Below are 17,113 nucleotides of genomic sequence, written 5' to 3'. Positions count from 1 at the left end.
GAAGTGTGTGAATAGTTAGCCAAGAAAAACGGTTTAAGGTTTAAGGATCAGGAGAATAGCGATGAGTGTAGTGCCCATCACAAGTGCAGGATTGGATGCCTCAGAGGTTTCGTGGTTTGCGCCCTTGTGTAGTGATGATTATCGATATCTGGGTGTACCAGAAAGACGTCTGCGAAGCAGTTGGGAAAACACCCGCGATATCGTGTTGATGGCGGAGCAGCAGGGCTTTCGCAACATTTTATGTCCGTCATCTTATCAAGTAGGCCAAGACACCCTGACGTTTGCATCGGCCATGGCGCCGTTGACGGATCGCATCAATATGCTGGCAGCCATTCGTTGTGGCGAAGTGCATCCCGCTATGTTGGCGCGCACGGTGGCAACCCTTGATCACATCATGAAAGGACGCTTAACCCTGAATGTGATTTCTTCTGATTTCCCTGGTGAGAAAGCCGACAGTGCTTTTCGATATCGTCGCTCGAAAGAAGTGGTCGATATTTTGCGTCAAGCGTGGACACAAGATGAGATTCGCTATGACGGTGAGGTGTACAAACTGAGCGAAATATCTACCGACCCTGTGCGCCCGTATCAACAAAACGGCGGACCATTGCTGTATTTCGGGGGCTACTCACCCGATGCACTCGAGCTTTGTGGCTCTGAATGCGATGTGTATTTGATGTGGCCAGAAACCGAAGACATGCTCGAAAAGCGAATGCGCGCGGTGAACGATGTCGCTCAACGACACAATAGAACCTTGGACTATGGTCTGCGGGTTCACATGGTGGTGCGTGATACTGAAGCGGAAGCCAGAGAGTATGCTGAATCGCTGGTATCAAAATTAGATGATGAATTTGGTCGTTCGATTCGAGACCGTGCGCTAGACGCAAAAAGCCTCGGTGTTGCGCTGCAGTCAGAGCAACGTGATCACGCGGATCAATTTGGTTTTACGGAGCCAAACTTGTGGACAGGTGTTGGCCGCGCCCGCTCGGGGTGTGGTGCTGCGCTGGTGGGCAGTGTCGATCAAGTATTAAGCAAAATAGAGCGCTATCAAAAGATGGGAATCCGCTCGTTTATCTTCTCGGGTTACCCGCACAAAGACGAATGTGAAATTGTTGGGCAGAAAATCCTGCCAGAATTGAAAACGTGCTCATTGCCTGATGAATATGGGCGAGTACCTGCAACCACGCCAGCAACACCGTTGGGTGTAGGAGAGCGAAAATGAAATACAGTGAACTTCATCCAAGCCTGTCTGCGTTTAGTCGCATTGTGTATGGCGCGTGGCGATTGGCCGATGACAGCGACACCTCTGAAGCGCATGTTCGCGCCAAAGTGGATGCCTGTTTAGAACAGGGTATCACCACCTTTGATCACGCCGATATTTATGGGGACTACGCCTGTGAAGCGGTGTTTGGGCAGGTGCTGGCGGCAAAACCGTCACTGCGGGATCAAATTCAACTCGTGAGTAAATGCGACATCATGCTGCTCTCTGAGCGTTATCCTCAGCGTCGCGTGAAGCACTACGACACCTCGGCGGCACATATTCGCCAATCGGTGACCCAATCGCTGAAAAACCTCAACACAGACTATCTCGATCTCGTGCTGATACATCGCCCAGATCCCTTCATGGATCATCTCGAAACAGGGCAAGCGCTTGACGCTTTGGTTAACGAAGGCTTAGTGAAAGGCGTGGGTGTGTCGAACTTCCAGCGTTGGGATTGGGATTTACTGCAATCCGGTATGAGCCACCCTTTGGTGACCAACCAGATTGAAATGAACCTGCTGACACGAAACAGCTTTACCGACGGTACGCTGGCGTTCATGCAGCAATATGGCGTGACGCCGATGGCGTGGTCGCCCCTTGCTGGCGGCGAATTGTTTGGTCATGGGGAAGCCGCTTTACGCGTCAGACCCTTGCTGGAAAGAGAAGCCGAGCGGTTTGGTGTTGGCATTGATGCCGTGGCAACCGCATGGTTACTGGCACACCCTGCGGGCATTTTGCCGGTGTTGGGTACGAATAATCTGTCGCGCATTCGCACCACCAGCGATGCATTGAACGTGTCGATAGACAGAGAAACATGGTTTGAATTGTGGACGGCAGCCGCCGGGGAGGAAGTTGCATGAGTCGTGAACTGAGAAACGCACTCTCTTGTTTTGCAACGGGCGTGACTGTGATTACAGCACGACATGACGATCAAGACTTTGGGTTGACGTGTTCGTCGTTTAATTCGGTCTCGCTCGACCCAGCGATTGTGCTGTGGAGCATCAATCGAACCTCGACATCTAAGAGCCCTATACTCGAATCTGGTGGGTACACGGTGAGCGTGTTGGCTGTTGAGCATTCCGAGCTTGCCATGAAGTTTTGTCGTGACAGCCACGATGAACGTTTCAATGGAGTCGCTATTGAGCGTGCGCCCAGCGGTCGCGCCATCATCGAAGGTGCAGTGGCGTGGTTTGACTGTGATTTGAATGGCGTTATTGCGGCGGGTGATCACGATATTTTACTGGGTAAAGTCACCGAGTTTAGTTCGCAGCAAGACAGTGCAGGTTTGGTATTTGAACGCAGCCGATTTGGGCGGGTTGGAGAAGTGGCGTAATGACAGTGGTGACGTCGTTTGTAACGGCACTGGAAAAGCTGAATGACAAATTAGACAAGATTGGCGCGTCGATTGCGTGGGTGCTGGTGGCCTTAATGGTGTCTAGCATTCTGCTGCAAGTGGTGTGTCGGTATGTCTTCAATTCAGCGCTACCTTGGCCAGAAGAAGTCGCCAGAGCGCTAATGATCTGGATGATGGCATTGGTAGCAGGGCAGGCCTATCGCAAAGGTATGTTTGTGTCGATTGACATGCTCTACAACTATGTGCCGTTTTCTGTGGCGCGCGCGATAAAAATCATTCTGTTAGTACTGGCTTTCGCTGTGCTTGTTCAGTTGTGTGTGGTTGCGATTGAGTTCTTTGATCGAGGTTTCCGCACGCGAGCGGCTTCCTTCCCATTAAAACGCGCATGGATATACCTCGCCATGCCCGTGTGCTTCGGCACCATGTTGCTGGCCAATATAGAAATGCTGCTTAAAGCGTTCATGGATAACAAAGAAAATGCCATCACTGCGCAAGCAGAGAAAGGATGAGCAACCGGGACTGATTTACCTAAGGATGTGGTTGTAGATGTTGATCTTCTTTTTACCTCTGTTTTTATTGCTTCTTCTGATCGGCATGCCAGTGTTTTTTGCGCTGCTCGCCGCGCCCGGCATCATGCTGTACGCAGAAGGCATGGATCGTGATATCCCGTTGTTGTTTCGCAATATTTACAACGGCATTGATTCGTTCCCCCTCATGGCAATTCCCTTCTTTATGCTCGCTGGCGAGGTGATGAACCGAGGCGGTATCACCATGAGCCTCGTGAATTTTTCGCAATCATTCATTGGCCATGTGCGCGGAGGACTGGCGCATGTCAACGTCATGTCGAGCATGTTGTTTGCGGGTCTGTCTGGTTCGGCAGTAGCAGACACCTCTGCCATTGGTTCCATGATGATCCCCGCGATGGAAAAGAACGGCTATTCGCGTAAATTCGCAGCGGCGATTACGGCAGCGTCTTCGGTGATCGGCCCCATTATTCCGCCATCCGGCATCATGATCATCTACGCCTATACCATGGAAATTTCGGTGGCGGCTTTATTCGCAGCAGGGGTGATACCTGGGCTGATGATTGGTGGTGGCCTGATGTTGTTGATCGCCTTGATGGCGAAGCGTCAAAACCTGCCCATAGCCAGTGAAAAGGCCACATGGAAGCAGCGCGGTACAGCCACCAAAGCGGCGTTCTGGCCACTGCTTACGCCAGTGATCATCTTGGGCGGTATCCTCGGCGGTATTTTCACCCCAACAGAAGCGTCTGCCGTTGCCGTGCTATATACCTTGGTGGTTGGCATGTTCGTGCTTCGCACTATCAGTTGGAAAGACATTCCTGACATTTTCACCCGAAGCGCGAAATCATCAGCGGTTATTTTGTTGTTGGTTGGTTCGGCGTTGGCCTTCAAAACCGTGGTTTCGCTCTCTCATGCCGCAGAAGCCATGGCGGCATGGACGCTAAGTATCAGTGAAAACCCACTGATCCTCCTTTTTCTTATCAATATTCTGCTTTTTATTGTTGGCATGTTCCTCGATGCAGGGCCAGCCATCATTATTTTGGGGCCTATTCTGGCACCGGTTTTTGTCAGTTTAGGCATCGACCCTGTGCATTTCGCCATCATCATGAGTGTCAATCTCACGGTGGGTTTGGCGACGCCGCCGATGGGGTTGGTGCTGTTTGTCGCGTCGAGTGTTTCTGGCGTCAAAGTCGAAACCTTGTCCCGCGCCATCTTGCCGTTTTTGGCGGTTGAGGTGGCGGTGATTTTCCTCATTACGTTTTTCCCTGCTCTTTCAATGACCATCCCGCAATGGCTGGGATTGGCTCAATGAGTGTGGGTTTCTAGCAACCGAGAACGTGAGTTCTTACCTTAACAAGTGCAGCAGAACGCTGATGATCACGGAAGTGAAAGGTGAAGTATGAATAAAACAGTAAATCAGGTGCGTAATGCATTAAAGGGAAGTGCACTGGCGCTGTTCGCGGGGTTAATGACCACCGCAGCCCTGTCAGTTCCGGCTATGGCCGCAGATTTCAACCTTCGTGCAGTCGCAAACTCGAACGAAAACGATGAAGACTATGATGGCTTAGTCGTATTCAAAGATTTTGTGGAGGCGCACTCTAACGGCAAGATCAAAGTTGATTTGTACATAGGTACGCAGCTTTGTGGTAACGGTACTGAGTGTATCCAAGCAGTAGAAGATGGCTCAGTGGATATCTACATATCCACATCAGGTGGCGCTGCCAACATGTTCCCGTACATTCAAGTATTGGATTTGCCCTACCTGTTACCGGATGACCGCACCGCAGAAGCGGTATTGCAAGGCGACTTCGTGCGTGAATTGCGCAAAGCCATCTTGGCTGACACTGACGACAAATTACGTTTGATGGCCATTGGTAACACAGGCGGTTGGCGTAACTTTGCCAACACTAAACGCACGGTGAAACAGCCAAGTGATTTGGAAGGGCTGAAAATTCGCACCGTGGTGGCTGATTTACCGCAAGAGCTGGTTAAATCACTGGGCGCTAGCCCAACACCGATCCCATGGCCTGAGCTTTATACCTCATTCCAAACGGGTGTTGTAGAAGGCTCTAAAAATGGCATTACTGACATCATGGGCATGAAGTTCCCAGAAGCTGGTCTCAAATACGTCACCTTGGACGGACACGCCTACATGTCAGCCCTGTGGTACATGAATAACGAAGCCTTCTTAGACATGCCAATAGCGCTGCGAAAAGTGATTGTTGACGGTTTCCGCGCGCTACAACAAGCGACGTTTGCCTCACCGAAACGTAAATCCATTGCAGCGTATGAAGCGTTCAAAAAAGCAGGCGGCACGCTTTACGTTCCAACCCCCGCCGAAAAAGCCAAGTTTCAGGAAGCCGCCGCACCTGTCTATATCTGGTTCCAAGAGAACGTCAAAGACGGCAAGAAGTGGTTTGAGTTGCTTGAGGTTGAATCTCAAAAAGCCCAACAGCAGATTGCAGGGGCGGATAAAGCCGACCTTTCTTAATGTTTATGTTCTGATTGCTTAAATGAAAATCAGCCCAGATGGGCTGATTTTTTTTCGCCAATATGGCTACTCTCGTCGAGGCAGTTATTGAACCAAGATAGCTAGCTAATCATCCCAATGAAATAGGGAATGATCAGGGCATTGGCTAAATCAATAAAGAATGCACAGACCAAAGGCACAATGATGAAAGCTTGATGTGAGTTACCGTACTTTTGCGCCACGGCTGACATGTTTGCCATTGCTGTTGGTGTAGAGCCGAGCGATATGCCACCAAACCCGGCACAAACCACTGCAGCATCGTAGGTTTTGCCCATTAAAGGGAAGACAACAAATACCGCAATGCTAACTGCAATCAAGAACTGAGCGGCCAAAATAATGAAGAGTGGTCCTGCTAAATCGACTAAAGCCCACAACTGCATGCTCATGAGCGACATCGACAGAAAAGCGCCTAGTGCCATGTCTGCAATCAATGCGACAGCGGGTTGACGGGATGGCCAGCGAGTACCGGTTAAACGAGGGTAAGAAGACGGAATAAGGTTAGAAATTAAGATACCTGCAAACAAGCAACTAACAAACAGGGGAAGATCCAAACCGAGCCCAGATATCACTTCGTTGAGCACTGCGCCCAAAATAATACAGAGATGGATGGCGAGCATCGCATCTAAAAAATCATAAGACGTGATACGCGTTTCTTTGGAATCTTGGCAAGTACCGACATCCACCTTCTCGCCCTCATTGGCTTTCAAGTTGTGTTTGTTGATGAGGTATTTTGCGATGGGTCCACCCATTAAACTGGCAAGAATGAGTCCAAAGGTCGCGCAGGCAATGCCGACTTCCATTGCGGTATTGAGGTCGAAAGCTTCACCAATTTTTGGCGCCCATGCGATGGCTGTGCCGTGACCGCCAATGAGAGACACAGACCCACTCAGCAAACCAAATGCCGCGGGCTGATCAAGCGCTAAAGCGAGGCCTATTCCCGTTATATTTTGGATGAACATATATCCAATGGTGATACTCAACAAAATGATAAGGGGTTTGCCGCCTTTGAAGAGATCTTTCAAGCTGGCATTAATACCAATGGTGGTAAAGAAGTAAACCAACAGCAGGTCGCGTGTGGCGAGATCAAAAGAGATATCAACCTGAAATGCATAGTGAACAACCGCAAAAAGCAGTGAAACCAGAATACCGCCTGAAACAGGCTCTGGAATGCTGAACTCTTTTAGCCAGTAACTCATTTGAGTTAATCGCCGGCCTAAGAAAAGAACGATGATACCGAGTGTAACGGCGAGAAATGATTCGATGTGCAAGACACCGTCAACGAAGTTCATGACAATCCTTTTCATAATTAAGCATCGGATTGCGCATCATAACGATGTTTGACACTCGCTATTTTGTTAGCAAGTTAGAGTGTGAGATGACTCGCGGATATTCGCTAGATAATCAATTAAGAATCAGCGGCTTGAGCCGGCTTACATTCTTTTGGCTGATTGCATGGCCAAAAGAATGCAGATGCCTGTTCGTTGCAACAACGGCGCATAATTACACCACTATTTTTCCTGCTGACAAACAAACGCGTTGAGCACCTAGACGGCTCGAATAATGTGAACTGATGAGTATTCGATTTCTCTTTGAGCGCAGTTCGATGGCATAGATTCGGTGAAAGGCGTTCGACGAGCCTGTTCTGATATGAAGGTTAACGTGTGAGTGTCATAGACGGGGAAGCGAAAAAGCACGGATGACAAACCCATCGGTGCTTTTGTGTTTTTGCTGAAGTGTTATTGTTTCTTCGAAGGTTCGGACTGTTCAGTTCGGCCTTAAAGAAAATTGCTATTGGTAGCGTCTTGCCACATGACGTCGCATTCTTCTTTGGCGGCGGCTGTTAATAACTCTATCAAGGGAATGGCGCGATTCCCCATGCTGACAGGAGATTCGATGAAGTTTTCTTCCTCTTCATCTTCTAGCGGGTCTGGATTTGGCTGATTCTTCTCCGCTTCTATTGCGCGCTTTAACTGTGCCAGTGCAGCGGGAATATCTTCAGCGAGAATCGCGCCCGGCACGGTTTCGCTGTGTCCCATCATCTTCAACATCTGAAGTCCGACATCACCAAACATAGTGATATCTGCGTAGGCCTTACAGCTAAATCTAATCAGCATATTGGTGATCCTGTGTTTTATGTTCTTAAGGGAAATTCACTCAGCCAGTATGCCTTACGGCAAGTGACATGGCACAAACTCTAAGCGCGTTCTGTAACCATAATTCACCCTAACACAATGTGATATCTCGACTTTGAGCAAATGTGGCATCTTGTTATGGCGTGATAAACTTTAAACAGGAATGCGGGAAAGATGTGCTTTGCGTTGGACGAAAAGATGACAATGAGAAAGCCGACACGAAGTCGGCTTTTTATCTAATGTGTCGTTTAATTGACGAGGGTTTCTTGTCTTCTTATCAATGCGCTGCGCGTTGTGCAGCAACATGAGTGGCGATGGCATCCATTAAGCCGGGGGACAAGCAATCGTAGGGCTCAAGGGCTAGCTCTTTCAAACGTTCACGGATGGGGGTCATTTGTTCTGGTGGCGTGCCTGTTTCAATAATGGATGAAACAAACGCGGCAAACTCAGGCGCTGACCAGCCATCTGAATCTGATAGTTCAGTGTGAATGAAATCTAGCCCATAAAATGGGTGGTCGGCGTTTTCGATACGTCCAATCATGTGAACGCCGCAATCACGGCAGGCATGGCGCTGAATGGCTGCGCTGGTATCAACGATATCGAGTTTGTCGCTACCTTGCTCAATGGCCACATTGTCTTTGGAAACAACCGCGACTTGAGAAAACAGTGCGCCTTCTGGCTTCCAGCACTTGGAACAGCCACACACATGGTTATAGGCCGTTTGGGCAGTGACGCCAACCACAACGGGGTCGGACGAGCATTTGCACGTTAGTTTGCCGCCAGCGAATCCAGCAACGTCAGTATGTTTTACACCACCATTAACGGCGGGGTGGATAGTAATAGTCATAGGGAACACCTTAGCAATGAGATTTCGAACTCCGTTCCACATCATTTGACCTCCTGTTTTATGAAGATCCCCTCTCTTTGCGTGCCCTATGGCGTTGAGTTTGCTCGTTGGAATGAACAATGGCTCGGTGGTTTTACCTATGCATGTGTTTTACTTTTGCACGAGGGCGTGTGCCCGCAAAGAGTACCGCTTTGATCCTAGTAATACTTACGGGCGGTGAATATGCGTCGTTTTGCAAAACTCTGTTGTGAAAACGCATCGAGTCTGAGTTGGATCTTCATTTTCGGCACGGAGCGCAGCGTGTTTGGTTGTATGAAATGGGTTGGATTGATGGGTAGCACTAAGAATGTACATTGTTTGCATGAAAAAGCGCTCGACCAATGCAGGACGAGCGCTTTGAACGCGAGGTGATACGGAATCAGCTAAAACCTCAAAGGGGGATGGACTTTAGTTCACATCAAAACGGTCGTTGTTCATCACCTTGGTCCAAGCGACGACAAAATCATCAACAAACTTCTGTTGAGCATCGTCTGAAGCGTAGAATTCCGCAACGGAACGTAACTCAGCGTTAGAACCAAAGATCAGATCAACCGGTGTTGCCGTCCATTTTTTATCGCCAGATGCACGGTCATAACCCACGTAGATACTCTCATCTTCCTGAGAAGGTGACCATTTGGTGGACATATCAAGTAGGTTCACGAAGAAATCGTTGCTTAACGTTCCCGGTTTCGCCGTGAGCACACCATTCGACGAACCATCACTGTTGGCATTGAGCGCACGCATACCACCCACCAAGGCCGCCATTTCTGGCACAGTTAACGTGAGCAGATCTGCACGTTCAACCAGCATTTCAGCGGGTGAGCGGTAGTTCTTAGACGCGTCATAATAGTTGCGGAAACCATCTGCAGTGGGTTCAAGCACAGCGAAGGAGTTAACATCTGTCATGTCTTGAGAGGCATCCATACGACCGGGTGTGAAAGGCACATCGGCGGTATAGCCTGCATCTTTCGCGGCTTTTTCGACGGCGGCATCACCGCCAAGAACAATGACATCCGCCAAGGAGACCTTGGTATTACCGGCTTTTTCGTTGAATTGTTGCTGAACCGAAGTGAGTGTCTTCAACACACTTTGTAGCTCTTTAGGGTCGTTCACGGGCCAGTCTTTTTGAGGGGCTAACGCCACGCGTGCGCCATTGGCACCACCACGCATGTCAGTGCCGCGATAACTCGCCGCAGATGCCCATGCCGTTCGGATAAGCTCAGGAACGGTCAGGCCTGATGCCAAAATACTCGCTTTGATGGCGTCAGCTTGCTTATCGGAGATCAGTGGGTGATCAACCTGAGGGATAGGGTCTTGCCAAACAAGAATTTCTTCTGGAATTTCAGAGCCAATATAACGAGCGCGCGGGCCTAAATCGCGATGGTTCAGCTTGAACCAAGCTCTTGCAAATGCCTGTTCGAACTGTTCAGGGTTAGCGCGAAAACGCTCTGCAATAGCGCGGAACTGCGGATCCTCCTTCACGGCGAGATCTGTGGTGAACATGATGGGTGCATGACGTTTGTTAGGATCGTGCGCGTCAGGAACCAGTTGCGCGGCGGCTTCAGTATCTGGAATCCATTGCTTGGCCCCCGCTGGGCTCTCGGTTAGTACCCAATTGAAGTTAAATAAATTGTCGAGATAAGCGGTTGTCCATTGGGTGGGTGTTGATGTCCATGCGCCTTCTAAACCACTGGTGACAGCATCGCCGCCCTTACCTGTGCCACAGGTGTTTTTCCAGCCAAAGCCTTGATCTTCGGTAGGGGCGCCCGCGGGAGCTGCACCGACACAATCTTGAGGTTTGTGTGCGCCATGTGCTTTACCAAAGGTATGCCCGCCAGCGATAAGTGCGACGATTTCTTCGTCATTCATTGCCATTCTACCGAAAGAGTGGCGAATATCTTTGGCGGCTGCGATCGGGTCTGGAACACCACCCGGGCCTTCGGGGTTAACATAGATTAAGCCCATTTGAACTGCGGCGAGGCCTTCTTTCAAATTACCTTTTTCATCACGTCGCTCATCAGCAAGCATCTCTTCTTCTGGGCCCCAATAAACCAGATCGGGCTCCCAGTCGTCTTGACGTCCGCCAGCAAAACCGAAGGTTTTAAAGCCCATAGATTCCATGGCCACATTGCCTGTCAATGCCATCAGATCGCCCCAAGAGAGACTCGAGCCGTATTTCTGTTTAATGGGCCATAGCAGGCGTCGTGCTTTGTCCAGATTACCGTTATCCGGCCAACTGTTGAGTGGGTCGAAACGTTGTTGTCCACCACCGGCTCCGCCTCTGCCATCACCCACGCGGTAAGTCCCTGCAGCGTGCCATGCCATACGAATGAAGAAGGGCCCATAGTGGCCATAATCCGCGGGCCACCAATCTTGCGACGTAACAAGCACTTCGCTAATGTCTTTTTTGACTGCATTCAAGTCGAGCGTTTCGAATGCTTCTGCGTAATCGAAACCATCACCCATTGGATTCGATTCCTGACTATGGTCGCGAAGCGGTGCAAGGTTGAGTTGGTCTGGCCACCAAAGTTGATTAGATTTCGGTTCGCTCTGTGAGAGTGCGGGGGCAGTCACTAACACGCTTGATAATGCGATGGACAGTAATGTACGTTTTAACATGGTTGTCTCCTTTTTCATGTGTACTCAATGCGTATAATTCGCCATGGGCTTTAAAATATTTTTTTGTTGAGAATGATGTTTGTTTTTTGATTGGGGTTTTGGTTTGAATTCTCTTTCGTGATTATTGGTGTTGTTCAAGTTTAAAAGGTGAATATTTAACGCTTAAATCAGGCGTTAAATATTTACTTATAAATTAAAGAACGCACTTGCTTCACTAGGGCTTTGCATGGTGTTTCATGCTTTTCAAAATCAAGACAGAACGTTAGATTCTTTTAAGTGCATGATTTTACTTGCCGAGGTGGAGCGCGGCGTGCTGAGCCTGACTTTTGATTTCAGATGAAATTGTCCAATTTATTCTCCATGCTGAAATTATAGGTATTAAATGGTGAGTATATATAAGGGAATATTTCGATTGCTCCAATAGAAAAATCAAATGACTAGCATGTGACTTTTTACCTGTGGTGTATTAACGCATTAATATTCTTGGTTTTTATTTATCATTAGAGGTTGCTAATTTGGTTTTTTGGTTGGCTTTCTCGGCGGAAAATTAATTCTTTTCTAATTAACTTGATGCTTATTTTTGTTATGAAACAATTTGTATTTTCTTGTTTGTTAGATTCCTTGCTAATTATGGAAAAGTGAATGTGGGGCGTTCTAAAATAACAAAGTGTTTCGCGAAAATTGTTTACATCAAAGAGGGAGGGCTTCTTAACCATGCTGTGGCTTTGCCAACACATTTTTCGTTAATTTCCTGATAAGATGCAAAAAATAGCTTTTAAAACAATGTTAAGGAGTGAATCGTGTTTATCTTCACGGTTGATGATGAGGTGTCACTCGCACTTGTTCAGCCTTCATTCGCTAAGGATTATTATCGAATTGTTTGCCAAGAACGCGCATACCTGTCTACTTGGTTAGCGTGGCCACCTCATGCAAACGAAGAGGCGTTTTTTGAACGCTTTATCCAAGGTGCGCTGCACGATTACGCGGATGGAAAATCGCTGACCTGTGCGATTGTTTATCAAGAGCGTGTTGTCGGTAACGTCAGTTTCAATACTATCTGCCATCAATTGAAAAAGGTCGAGATCGGTTATTGGTTAAGTGAAAGCTATCAAGGAAAAGGCATTGCCTCTCGCAGTGTGTCAGCCATGATCAAAATGGCTTTCGAAGATCTTGGAATGGAAAAAGTACAAATTGCAGCGGCAGTCGAAAACCTGCCTAGTCGTCGTTTGTGTGAACGACTCGGTTTTCGGTTGGAGGGCGAGATCAGCAATGCGGAAAACGTAAATGGACGTATCGTTGACCATGCTATTTATGGCTTACAGGTAACGCGCTAAGGAGCAATGATGAAGTCGTTAGAGGAATGGTTTGAGGAATACAGCGACAGTCACCAGAACCCTACTAACCAGAAGATTCACAAAGTGGCTGTGCCCGGTATCTTCTTTTCAGTGGCAGGGCTTTTATGGCTGATACCGTCATTTTCTATTTTCGGCTATAGCATTGCTCCGTACTTTCTGATTTTGGCGATGGTGCTTGGGTTTTACTTTTCTTTGTCGTTCAGAGCGTTTGTGGTGATGGCTGTCTTTTTAGGATTCTGCACCATGGTGTTGCTGGAACTTCAAGGTATTGGCGCCAACATTCTTATCATCTCTGTCGTGATGTTCGTTGTGCTGTGGGTGTTGCAGTTTATTGGGCACCACATCGAAGGCAAAAAACCTTCTTTTTTTAAAGATGTTCAGTTTTTGTTAATTGGGCCAGCATGGGTGTTTCATTTTATCTTGCCGTTGACAACGGATGACGAGATTGAGTAATTGTATTGAGTCAGAATGAAGACTTTAATACACAATAAAGCCAACCCTAAGGTTGGCTTATATATTTATTCATCATCACTCAATATGAATGCGTTTAGAAGCGTGGCGAGTAGCAGGCGTCTTGCTCCGACGTGACATTCGTCATTGCGTCAACCGCCATTGGCACCAAGCCAGCATAAGCCTGAGAGCCGAAGTTGTTAGCATTAGTCACAGGGTTTAGCGACCAGAGGTTGGTACTATTCGGTGAACCAGCAACGTTTACGTTACGTGATGCCACCAAAATTTCACCATTCTGATCTAAGGTTGCAGCGGTAACAAAATCAACATTGTGGAAGAATTTCACTGTTGCTGATGCGTCAGATGTGTCGATGGCAAACGTTCTGGTATTGGTAACAAATAACAACTCGCCGCCATAGAAAACAAAGTCGCCCCAGTTTGAGTAACCGCCTAATCTAATGTTGATGTCAAAAGTGCCCGCTAAGGTTTGCTCTGCGGTACTCGTGTTAATCGTAAATAAACGACCAATGTCCGATCCATATAGTGTGCCGGTCGTTGGGTCAAACGTCATACGAGTAATTTGGAATCGTGTGTTGCCTACAAAGTGGTGAGTCTGTGTAGCAATATCGAAATATGCCAAACGATGCGGCTTGAATGCACTGGCTTGAAGATTTAGGCCTTCTAACTCTTGAGCCGTATAGTCGCCGTTATCTGTGCCTGCTATGTGAAAATCAGCAGGCGTTGGCGTACTCGCATAGTAGATGCGATCGCTTGAGGCGTCATACGCCATTGCGGAAGCACTGAATAGGGCGCGTGAATGTATGGTTGCGATTTCATTGGCTTCGAAAAAGTAGTTGCTCACGTTACGAGCGCGACTTTCGTCAATATTGACGAGAATACCAACATCACCACGTCCTGAGTTCATGGTGTAGAGATTGCCATCGCAATCAACCGCTGATGCAGATGTAGCGAAAGTACTAACAGTCAATACCATGGTAGATAGTAAAGTTTTTCTCATATTTCCAGCTCCATTGTCCTTAGGGCTATTCCTATATATTCATTTTGTCTTGTGATGGTGTATATAATATCCTACAAGCCTATGCGCACCATTAGACACGACATCGTTAAATCATCATTAAATTTTCTAGATGTAAATTAGGAAGGATGTCTGGAAACAAAGCTACCACTGGTATGGTTTTTTTGCCTTTTATAATAGGTAAATACAATGCGTGTTCTCGTGGGCGATACAATTTTCTTATATAAAACGCGTTGAGTAAGAGATACCAACAATACTTATTTTTGTTTTGTTTAAAATATCAATAAATATTTTATTTAACGGTGATATTTTTTGGCGAAATAAAGAAAAAACGGCGATCATAAGATCGCCGTTTTTATTGTGGAGGCGGTATGAGTTACGCGCCAATAACACCACCATCTTTACGGGTAATTCGCATTACTGTTGATCTTGGGATAGCATCACCGCCTTCAGGGAAGTGTGAGGGTGCCAGTTTTTCACCTGGGTGTTGAATGCCCACAAACATCGTTTTGTAGTCAGGTGAAAATGTCAGGCCGGTGATTTCGCATGCAATGGGACCTGTCATAAAGCGATGGATCTCGCCAGTTTGTGGGTCCGCACATAACATCTGGTTATTGCCCATGCCTGCAAAATTGCCCTTATTGGAATATTTACCGTCGGTCAGAATCCACATTCGTCCACTGGCATCAAATCCGAGACCATCGGGGCTGTTAAACATATTGTCTTTGTTAATGTTTGCAGAGCCAGCCATTAGCCCTTCATTGACCTCTGGGTTGCCTGCCATCACAAAGATATCCCATGTGAAATCAGAAGCGGTATGGTCGCCGCCTTTCGGTTCCCAACGGATGATATGGCCGTACGGGTTTTTCTCACGTGGATTGGCTACGTTCACCGGCTGGTTTTCTTTCACACCACGGTTTTTGTTGTTGGTCAGCGTACAGAACACATGCTTGTTGTCTGGGTGAACCGCAACCCATTCAGGACGGTCCATGGTTGTCGCCCCCACTTGTGTTGCTGCTTGTCGTGCAAAGATCATGACGTCGGCTTGACTGTTAAAGCCATTTTCTGGCGTGAGACCATTTTTACCGAACGTTAGCTCTATCCATTCACCAGTGCCTTTCATCTCACCTTCTTTGCCGTCGAATTTCGAGACGTAAAGGGTGCCTTCTTCCAGCAAATCACGGTTTGAGGCGTGTGTGCCTGGTTTGTACTTATTCTTCGAGACGAACTTGTACAGGTGCTCACCGCGCTCGTCATCACCCAGATAGACAACGACATGACCATCATCGTTGATGAGCATGGCGGCATTTTCATGCTTGAAGCGGCCAAGTGCAGACCGTTTCTTCGGTGTGGAGTTAGGATCCATTGGGTCGATTTCTACGACCCAACCAAAACGATGCGGTTCATTGGGGTTTTTGCCAACGTCGAATCGCTCGTCGTGTTTCCACCAGTCATATCCCCAGTCTTTGTTGCTGACGCCATACCGCTTATACGTGTCGCCTAATTCAACGTCTTCATCTGTTGCAAAATAGCCGTTGAAGTTTTCTTCACATGTTAGGTATGTGCCCCAAGGCGTTTGACCGTTAGCGCAGTTGTTATACGTGCCTAATATCTTCTTACCTGTTGGATCGGCTTTGGTCTTCAGTAAATCATTACCCGCTGCTGGGCCGGTCATTTCCATTGGCGTATAGGCAGTGAGTTTACGGTTCAGTCGACCTTCACGGTTGACCTGCCATTGGCCGTCTTTCTTCACTAATTCAACGATTGATACCGCATGAGCTGCTTGAGATTTGCGTACATCGTCTGCGGAAATATTTTTGCCTTGATGCGGGTAAAGGTATTCGTTGTTGGTGTATTCGTTATTAGCAACCAATACGGCGCGGGTGTCAGTAATAGGAAATAGGGTCATGCCATCGGTGTTGTCACCGTATTGCATTTCCTGTGCTTTTGAATCGTTAGATTGGCTAAAAGCAGGGGACTCAACAAACAAAGCATCACCCCAAGAAATCAGTGGCTCTGCCACATATCCTTCTGGGACAAGTACAGTATCTGCGGTGGAAGCGGGGATCGCTTCAAAGCCGATCAGTTTGCTTTTATCCATTGTACCCGCAACCGCTTGTGCAACAGGGTTTGCGGCAAAGAATGCAACAGAGCCTGCTGCGCCAGCGGTTCGAAGGAAATTTCGACGATTCATTGCGGCATCAATAAAACGGTTGAACTCTGGCTCTGCGTCCAACTCACGTTGGTCATTATGTTGGTTATATTCGCTCACGATGACTTCCTTTCATGTGTTTAACGGGGATGGAGAATGATCTAAGTTATGGCTCCAAATCTTGCGTGGTGATTGTTAAACTTAGGTTAAATGACAATGAAGATAATATGTCAAAGCGTCTAAAGAGTATAAAGTATGGGTTTTTCGCAAGATGGAGAGACTTTCGATAGATGTGAGAGGCGTCGTATATGTGAGTTCTCGCGTCAGCACGCATCAATACTGCTATCAGCTTGATCCGAAGCAGGGTTGATTGTGTCGTAATACGAGATGCTACCGTGAACTGAATGAGAGGCATTAAGATGAAACGATATTTAACCTACCTCAGCGCGACATTTGCCTTGGTGACGCATTCGGCGTTTGCTGTGATGCCAGAGGGTAACCCTGAACTGGGTGAGCAAAAAGCCTACTCCTGTCAATTTTGTCACGGTGCAACCGGTTATAGCCTTCGTCAAGACTATCCAAACCTCAATGGGCAGCATGCAGAGTATTTGTTTAACGCAATGAAGCACTACCAAAAAGGGGAGCGTGGCAGCGCGTTGGGTATGATGATGAAGCAGCAGGTTTCGTCACTCAATGATCAAGATCTCGCTGATGTGGCGGCTTTTTACTCAGAGCAAAAACCGGGTAAGCCTGAGTGATGCTGTGAGAGATTGCGCTGTTTTGGCTCGACTGGTAATGTTCGCAGCAATTGATGTTT

At 47.7% G+C, this 17,113-nt stretch carries 15 protein-coding genes; 9 read left to right on the top strand and 6 right to left on the bottom strand.

Features of this window, described 5'->3' with window-relative positions:
- Positions 1-61 precede the first annotated feature (61 nt).
- From ACED36_RS03270 to dctP, 6 genes are all read left to right on the top strand, one after another.
- A complete protein-coding gene (locus ACED36_RS03270) occupies positions 62-1,219 on the top strand; it encodes an LLM class flavin-dependent oxidoreductase (protein WP_016958336.1) in 1,158 nt (385 codons plus the stop codon).
- Complete coding sequence (locus ACED36_RS03265) at positions 1,216-2,118, top strand: aldo/keto reductase family oxidoreductase (RefSeq protein WP_371732785.1); 903 nt, start codon at positions 1,216-1,218, stop codon at positions 2,116-2,118. Before ACED36_RS03270 ends, ACED36_RS03265 begins: the two co-directional genes overlap by 4 nt.
- A complete protein-coding gene (locus tag ACED36_RS03260) occupies positions 2,115-2,591 on the top strand; it encodes a flavin reductase family protein (RefSeq protein WP_016958338.1) in 477 nt (158 codons plus the stop codon). The genes ACED36_RS03265 and ACED36_RS03260 overlap by 4 nt, the downstream gene beginning before the upstream one ends.
- On the top strand, positions 2,591-3,121 hold the full coding sequence (locus ACED36_RS03255; protein WP_016958339.1) for a TRAP transporter small permease: 531 nt from the start codon (positions 2,591-2,593) through the stop codon (positions 3,119-3,121). Before ACED36_RS03260 ends, ACED36_RS03255 begins: the two co-directional genes overlap by 1 nt.
- A 37-nt stretch (positions 3,122-3,158) precedes the next feature.
- Complete coding sequence (locus ACED36_RS03250; protein ID WP_016958340.1) at positions 3,159-4,448, top strand: TRAP transporter large permease; 1,290 nt, start codon at positions 3,159-3,161, stop codon at positions 4,446-4,448.
- An 87-nt stretch (positions 4,449-4,535) separates the two neighbouring features.
- Positions 4,536-5,627, top strand: coding sequence for a TRAP transporter substrate-binding protein DctP (gene dctP, locus ACED36_RS03245; RefSeq protein ID WP_371732784.1), 1,092 nt, complete (start codon positions 4,536-4,538; stop codon positions 5,625-5,627).
- 101 nt (positions 5,628-5,728) lie between these two features.
- Here the strand turns inward: dctP and gltS are convergent, their stop codons facing one another.
- From gltS to katG, 4 genes are all read right to left on the bottom strand, one after another.
- Positions 5,729-6,955, bottom strand: a complete 1,227-nt coding sequence (gene gltS / locus ACED36_RS03240; RefSeq protein ID WP_017003768.1) for a sodium/glutamate symporter — start codon at positions 6,953-6,955, stop codon at positions 5,729-5,731.
- A gap of 486 nt (positions 6,956-7,441) precedes the next feature.
- A complete protein-coding gene (locus ACED36_RS03235; protein WP_016958343.1) occupies positions 7,442-7,780 on the bottom strand; it encodes a DUF1840 domain-containing protein in 339 nt (112 codons plus the stop codon).
- 295 nt (positions 7,781-8,075) lie between these two features.
- Positions 8,076-8,690: an S-(hydroxymethyl)glutathione synthase gene (gene gfa / locus ACED36_RS03230; protein WP_371732782.1), complete on the bottom strand. Its 615-nt coding sequence runs from the start codon at positions 8,688-8,690 to the stop codon at positions 8,076-8,078.
- 402 nt (positions 8,691-9,092) lie between these two features.
- Positions 9,093-11,303, bottom strand: coding sequence for a catalase/peroxidase HPI (gene katG, locus ACED36_RS03225; RefSeq protein WP_371732781.1), 2,211 nt, complete (start codon positions 11,301-11,303; stop codon positions 9,093-9,095).
- A gap of 800 nt (positions 11,304-12,103) precedes the next feature.
- Here katG and ACED36_RS03220 point away from each other — a divergent pair.
- Together ACED36_RS03220 and ACED36_RS03215 are read left to right on the top strand one after the other, a co-directional pair.
- Complete coding sequence (locus ACED36_RS03220) at positions 12,104-12,637, top strand: GNAT family N-acetyltransferase (protein ID WP_371732780.1); 534 nt, start codon at positions 12,104-12,106, stop codon at positions 12,635-12,637.
- 9 nt (positions 12,638-12,646) lie between these two features.
- Positions 12,647-13,111: a DUF962 domain-containing protein gene (locus ACED36_RS03215; RefSeq protein WP_371732779.1), complete on the top strand. Its 465-nt coding sequence runs from the start codon at positions 12,647-12,649 to the stop codon at positions 13,109-13,111.
- Between the two features lie 94 nt (positions 13,112-13,205).
- Here the strand turns inward: ACED36_RS03215 and ACED36_RS03210 are convergent, their stop codons facing one another.
- Together ACED36_RS03210 and ACED36_RS03205 are read right to left on the bottom strand one after the other, a co-directional pair.
- Positions 13,206-14,126, bottom strand: a complete 921-nt coding sequence (locus ACED36_RS03210) for a hypothetical protein (RefSeq protein ID WP_016958348.1) — start codon at positions 14,124-14,126, stop codon at positions 13,206-13,208.
- Positions 14,127-14,520: 394 nt separating this feature from the next.
- On the bottom strand, positions 14,521-16,338 hold the full coding sequence (locus ACED36_RS03205; protein WP_198929583.1) for a PhoX family phosphatase: 1,818 nt from the start codon (positions 16,336-16,338) through the stop codon (positions 14,521-14,523).
- Positions 16,339-16,715: 377 nt separating this feature from the next.
- On the opposite strand from ACED36_RS03205, the gene ACED36_RS03200 reads away from it, so the two are divergent.
- Positions 16,716-17,054, top strand: coding sequence for a cytochrome c (locus ACED36_RS03200; protein ID WP_016958350.1), 339 nt, complete (start codon positions 16,716-16,718; stop codon positions 17,052-17,054).
- Positions 17,055-17,113 lie beyond the last annotated feature (59 nt).

This window comes from Enterovibrio sp. FF113 (assembly GCF_041439165.1).
GTDB lineage: Bacteria > Pseudomonadota > Gammaproteobacteria > Enterobacterales > Vibrionaceae > Enterovibrio > Enterovibrio norvegicus_A.
The sequence above is the reverse complement of the archived record's forward strand: the minus strand, read 5'-3'. Positions and strand labels throughout refer to the sequence as shown.

Bases quoted from the DNA above. Each gene is read 5' to 3' on its own strand.
- ACED36_RS03270 (WP_016958336.1), top strand. From the start codon at position 62: ATGAGTGTAGTGCCCATCACAAGTGCAGGATTGGATGCCTCAGAGGTT.
- ACED36_RS03265 (WP_371732785.1), top strand. From the start codon at position 1,216: ATGAAATACAGTGAACTTCATCCAAGCCTGTCTGCGTTTAGTCGCATT.
- ACED36_RS03260 (WP_016958338.1), top strand. From the start codon at position 2,115: ATGAGTCGTGAACTGAGAAACGCACTCTCTTGTTTTGCAACGGGCGTG.
- ACED36_RS03255 (WP_016958339.1), top strand. From the start codon at position 2,591: ATGACAGTGGTGACGTCGTTTGTAACGGCACTGGAAAAGCTGAATGAC.
- ACED36_RS03250 (WP_016958340.1), top strand. From the start codon at position 3,159: ATGTTGATCTTCTTTTTACCTCTGTTTTTATTGCTTCTTCTGATCGGC.
- dctP (WP_371732784.1), top strand. From the start codon at position 4,536: ATGAATAAAACAGTAAATCAGGTGCGTAATGCATTAAAGGGAAGTGCA.
- gltS (WP_017003768.1), bottom strand. From the start codon at position 6,955: ATGAACTTCGTTGACGGTGTCTTGCACATCGAATCATTTCTCGCCGTT.
- ACED36_RS03235 (WP_016958343.1), bottom strand. From the start codon at position 7,780: ATGCTGATTAGATTTAGCTGTAAGGCCTACGCAGATATCACTATGTTT.
- gfa (WP_371732782.1), bottom strand. From the start codon at position 8,690: ATGATGTGGAACGGAGTTCGAAATCTCATTGCTAAGGTGTTCCCTATG.
- katG (WP_371732781.1), bottom strand. From the start codon at position 11,303: ATGTTAAAACGTACATTACTGTCCATCGCATTATCAAGCGTGTTAGTG.
- ACED36_RS03215 (WP_371732779.1), top strand. From the start codon at position 12,647: ATGAAGTCGTTAGAGGAATGGTTTGAGGAATACAGCGACAGTCACCAG.
- ACED36_RS03210 (WP_016958348.1), bottom strand. From the start codon at position 14,126: ATGAGAAAAACTTTACTATCTACCATGGTATTGACTGTTAGTACTTTC.
- ACED36_RS03205 (WP_198929583.1), bottom strand. From the start codon at position 16,338: ATGAATCGTCGAAATTTCCTTCGAACCGCTGGCGCAGCAGGCTCTGTT.
- ACED36_RS03200 (WP_016958350.1), top strand. From the start codon at position 16,716: ATGAAACGATATTTAACCTACCTCAGCGCGACATTTGCCTTGGTGACG.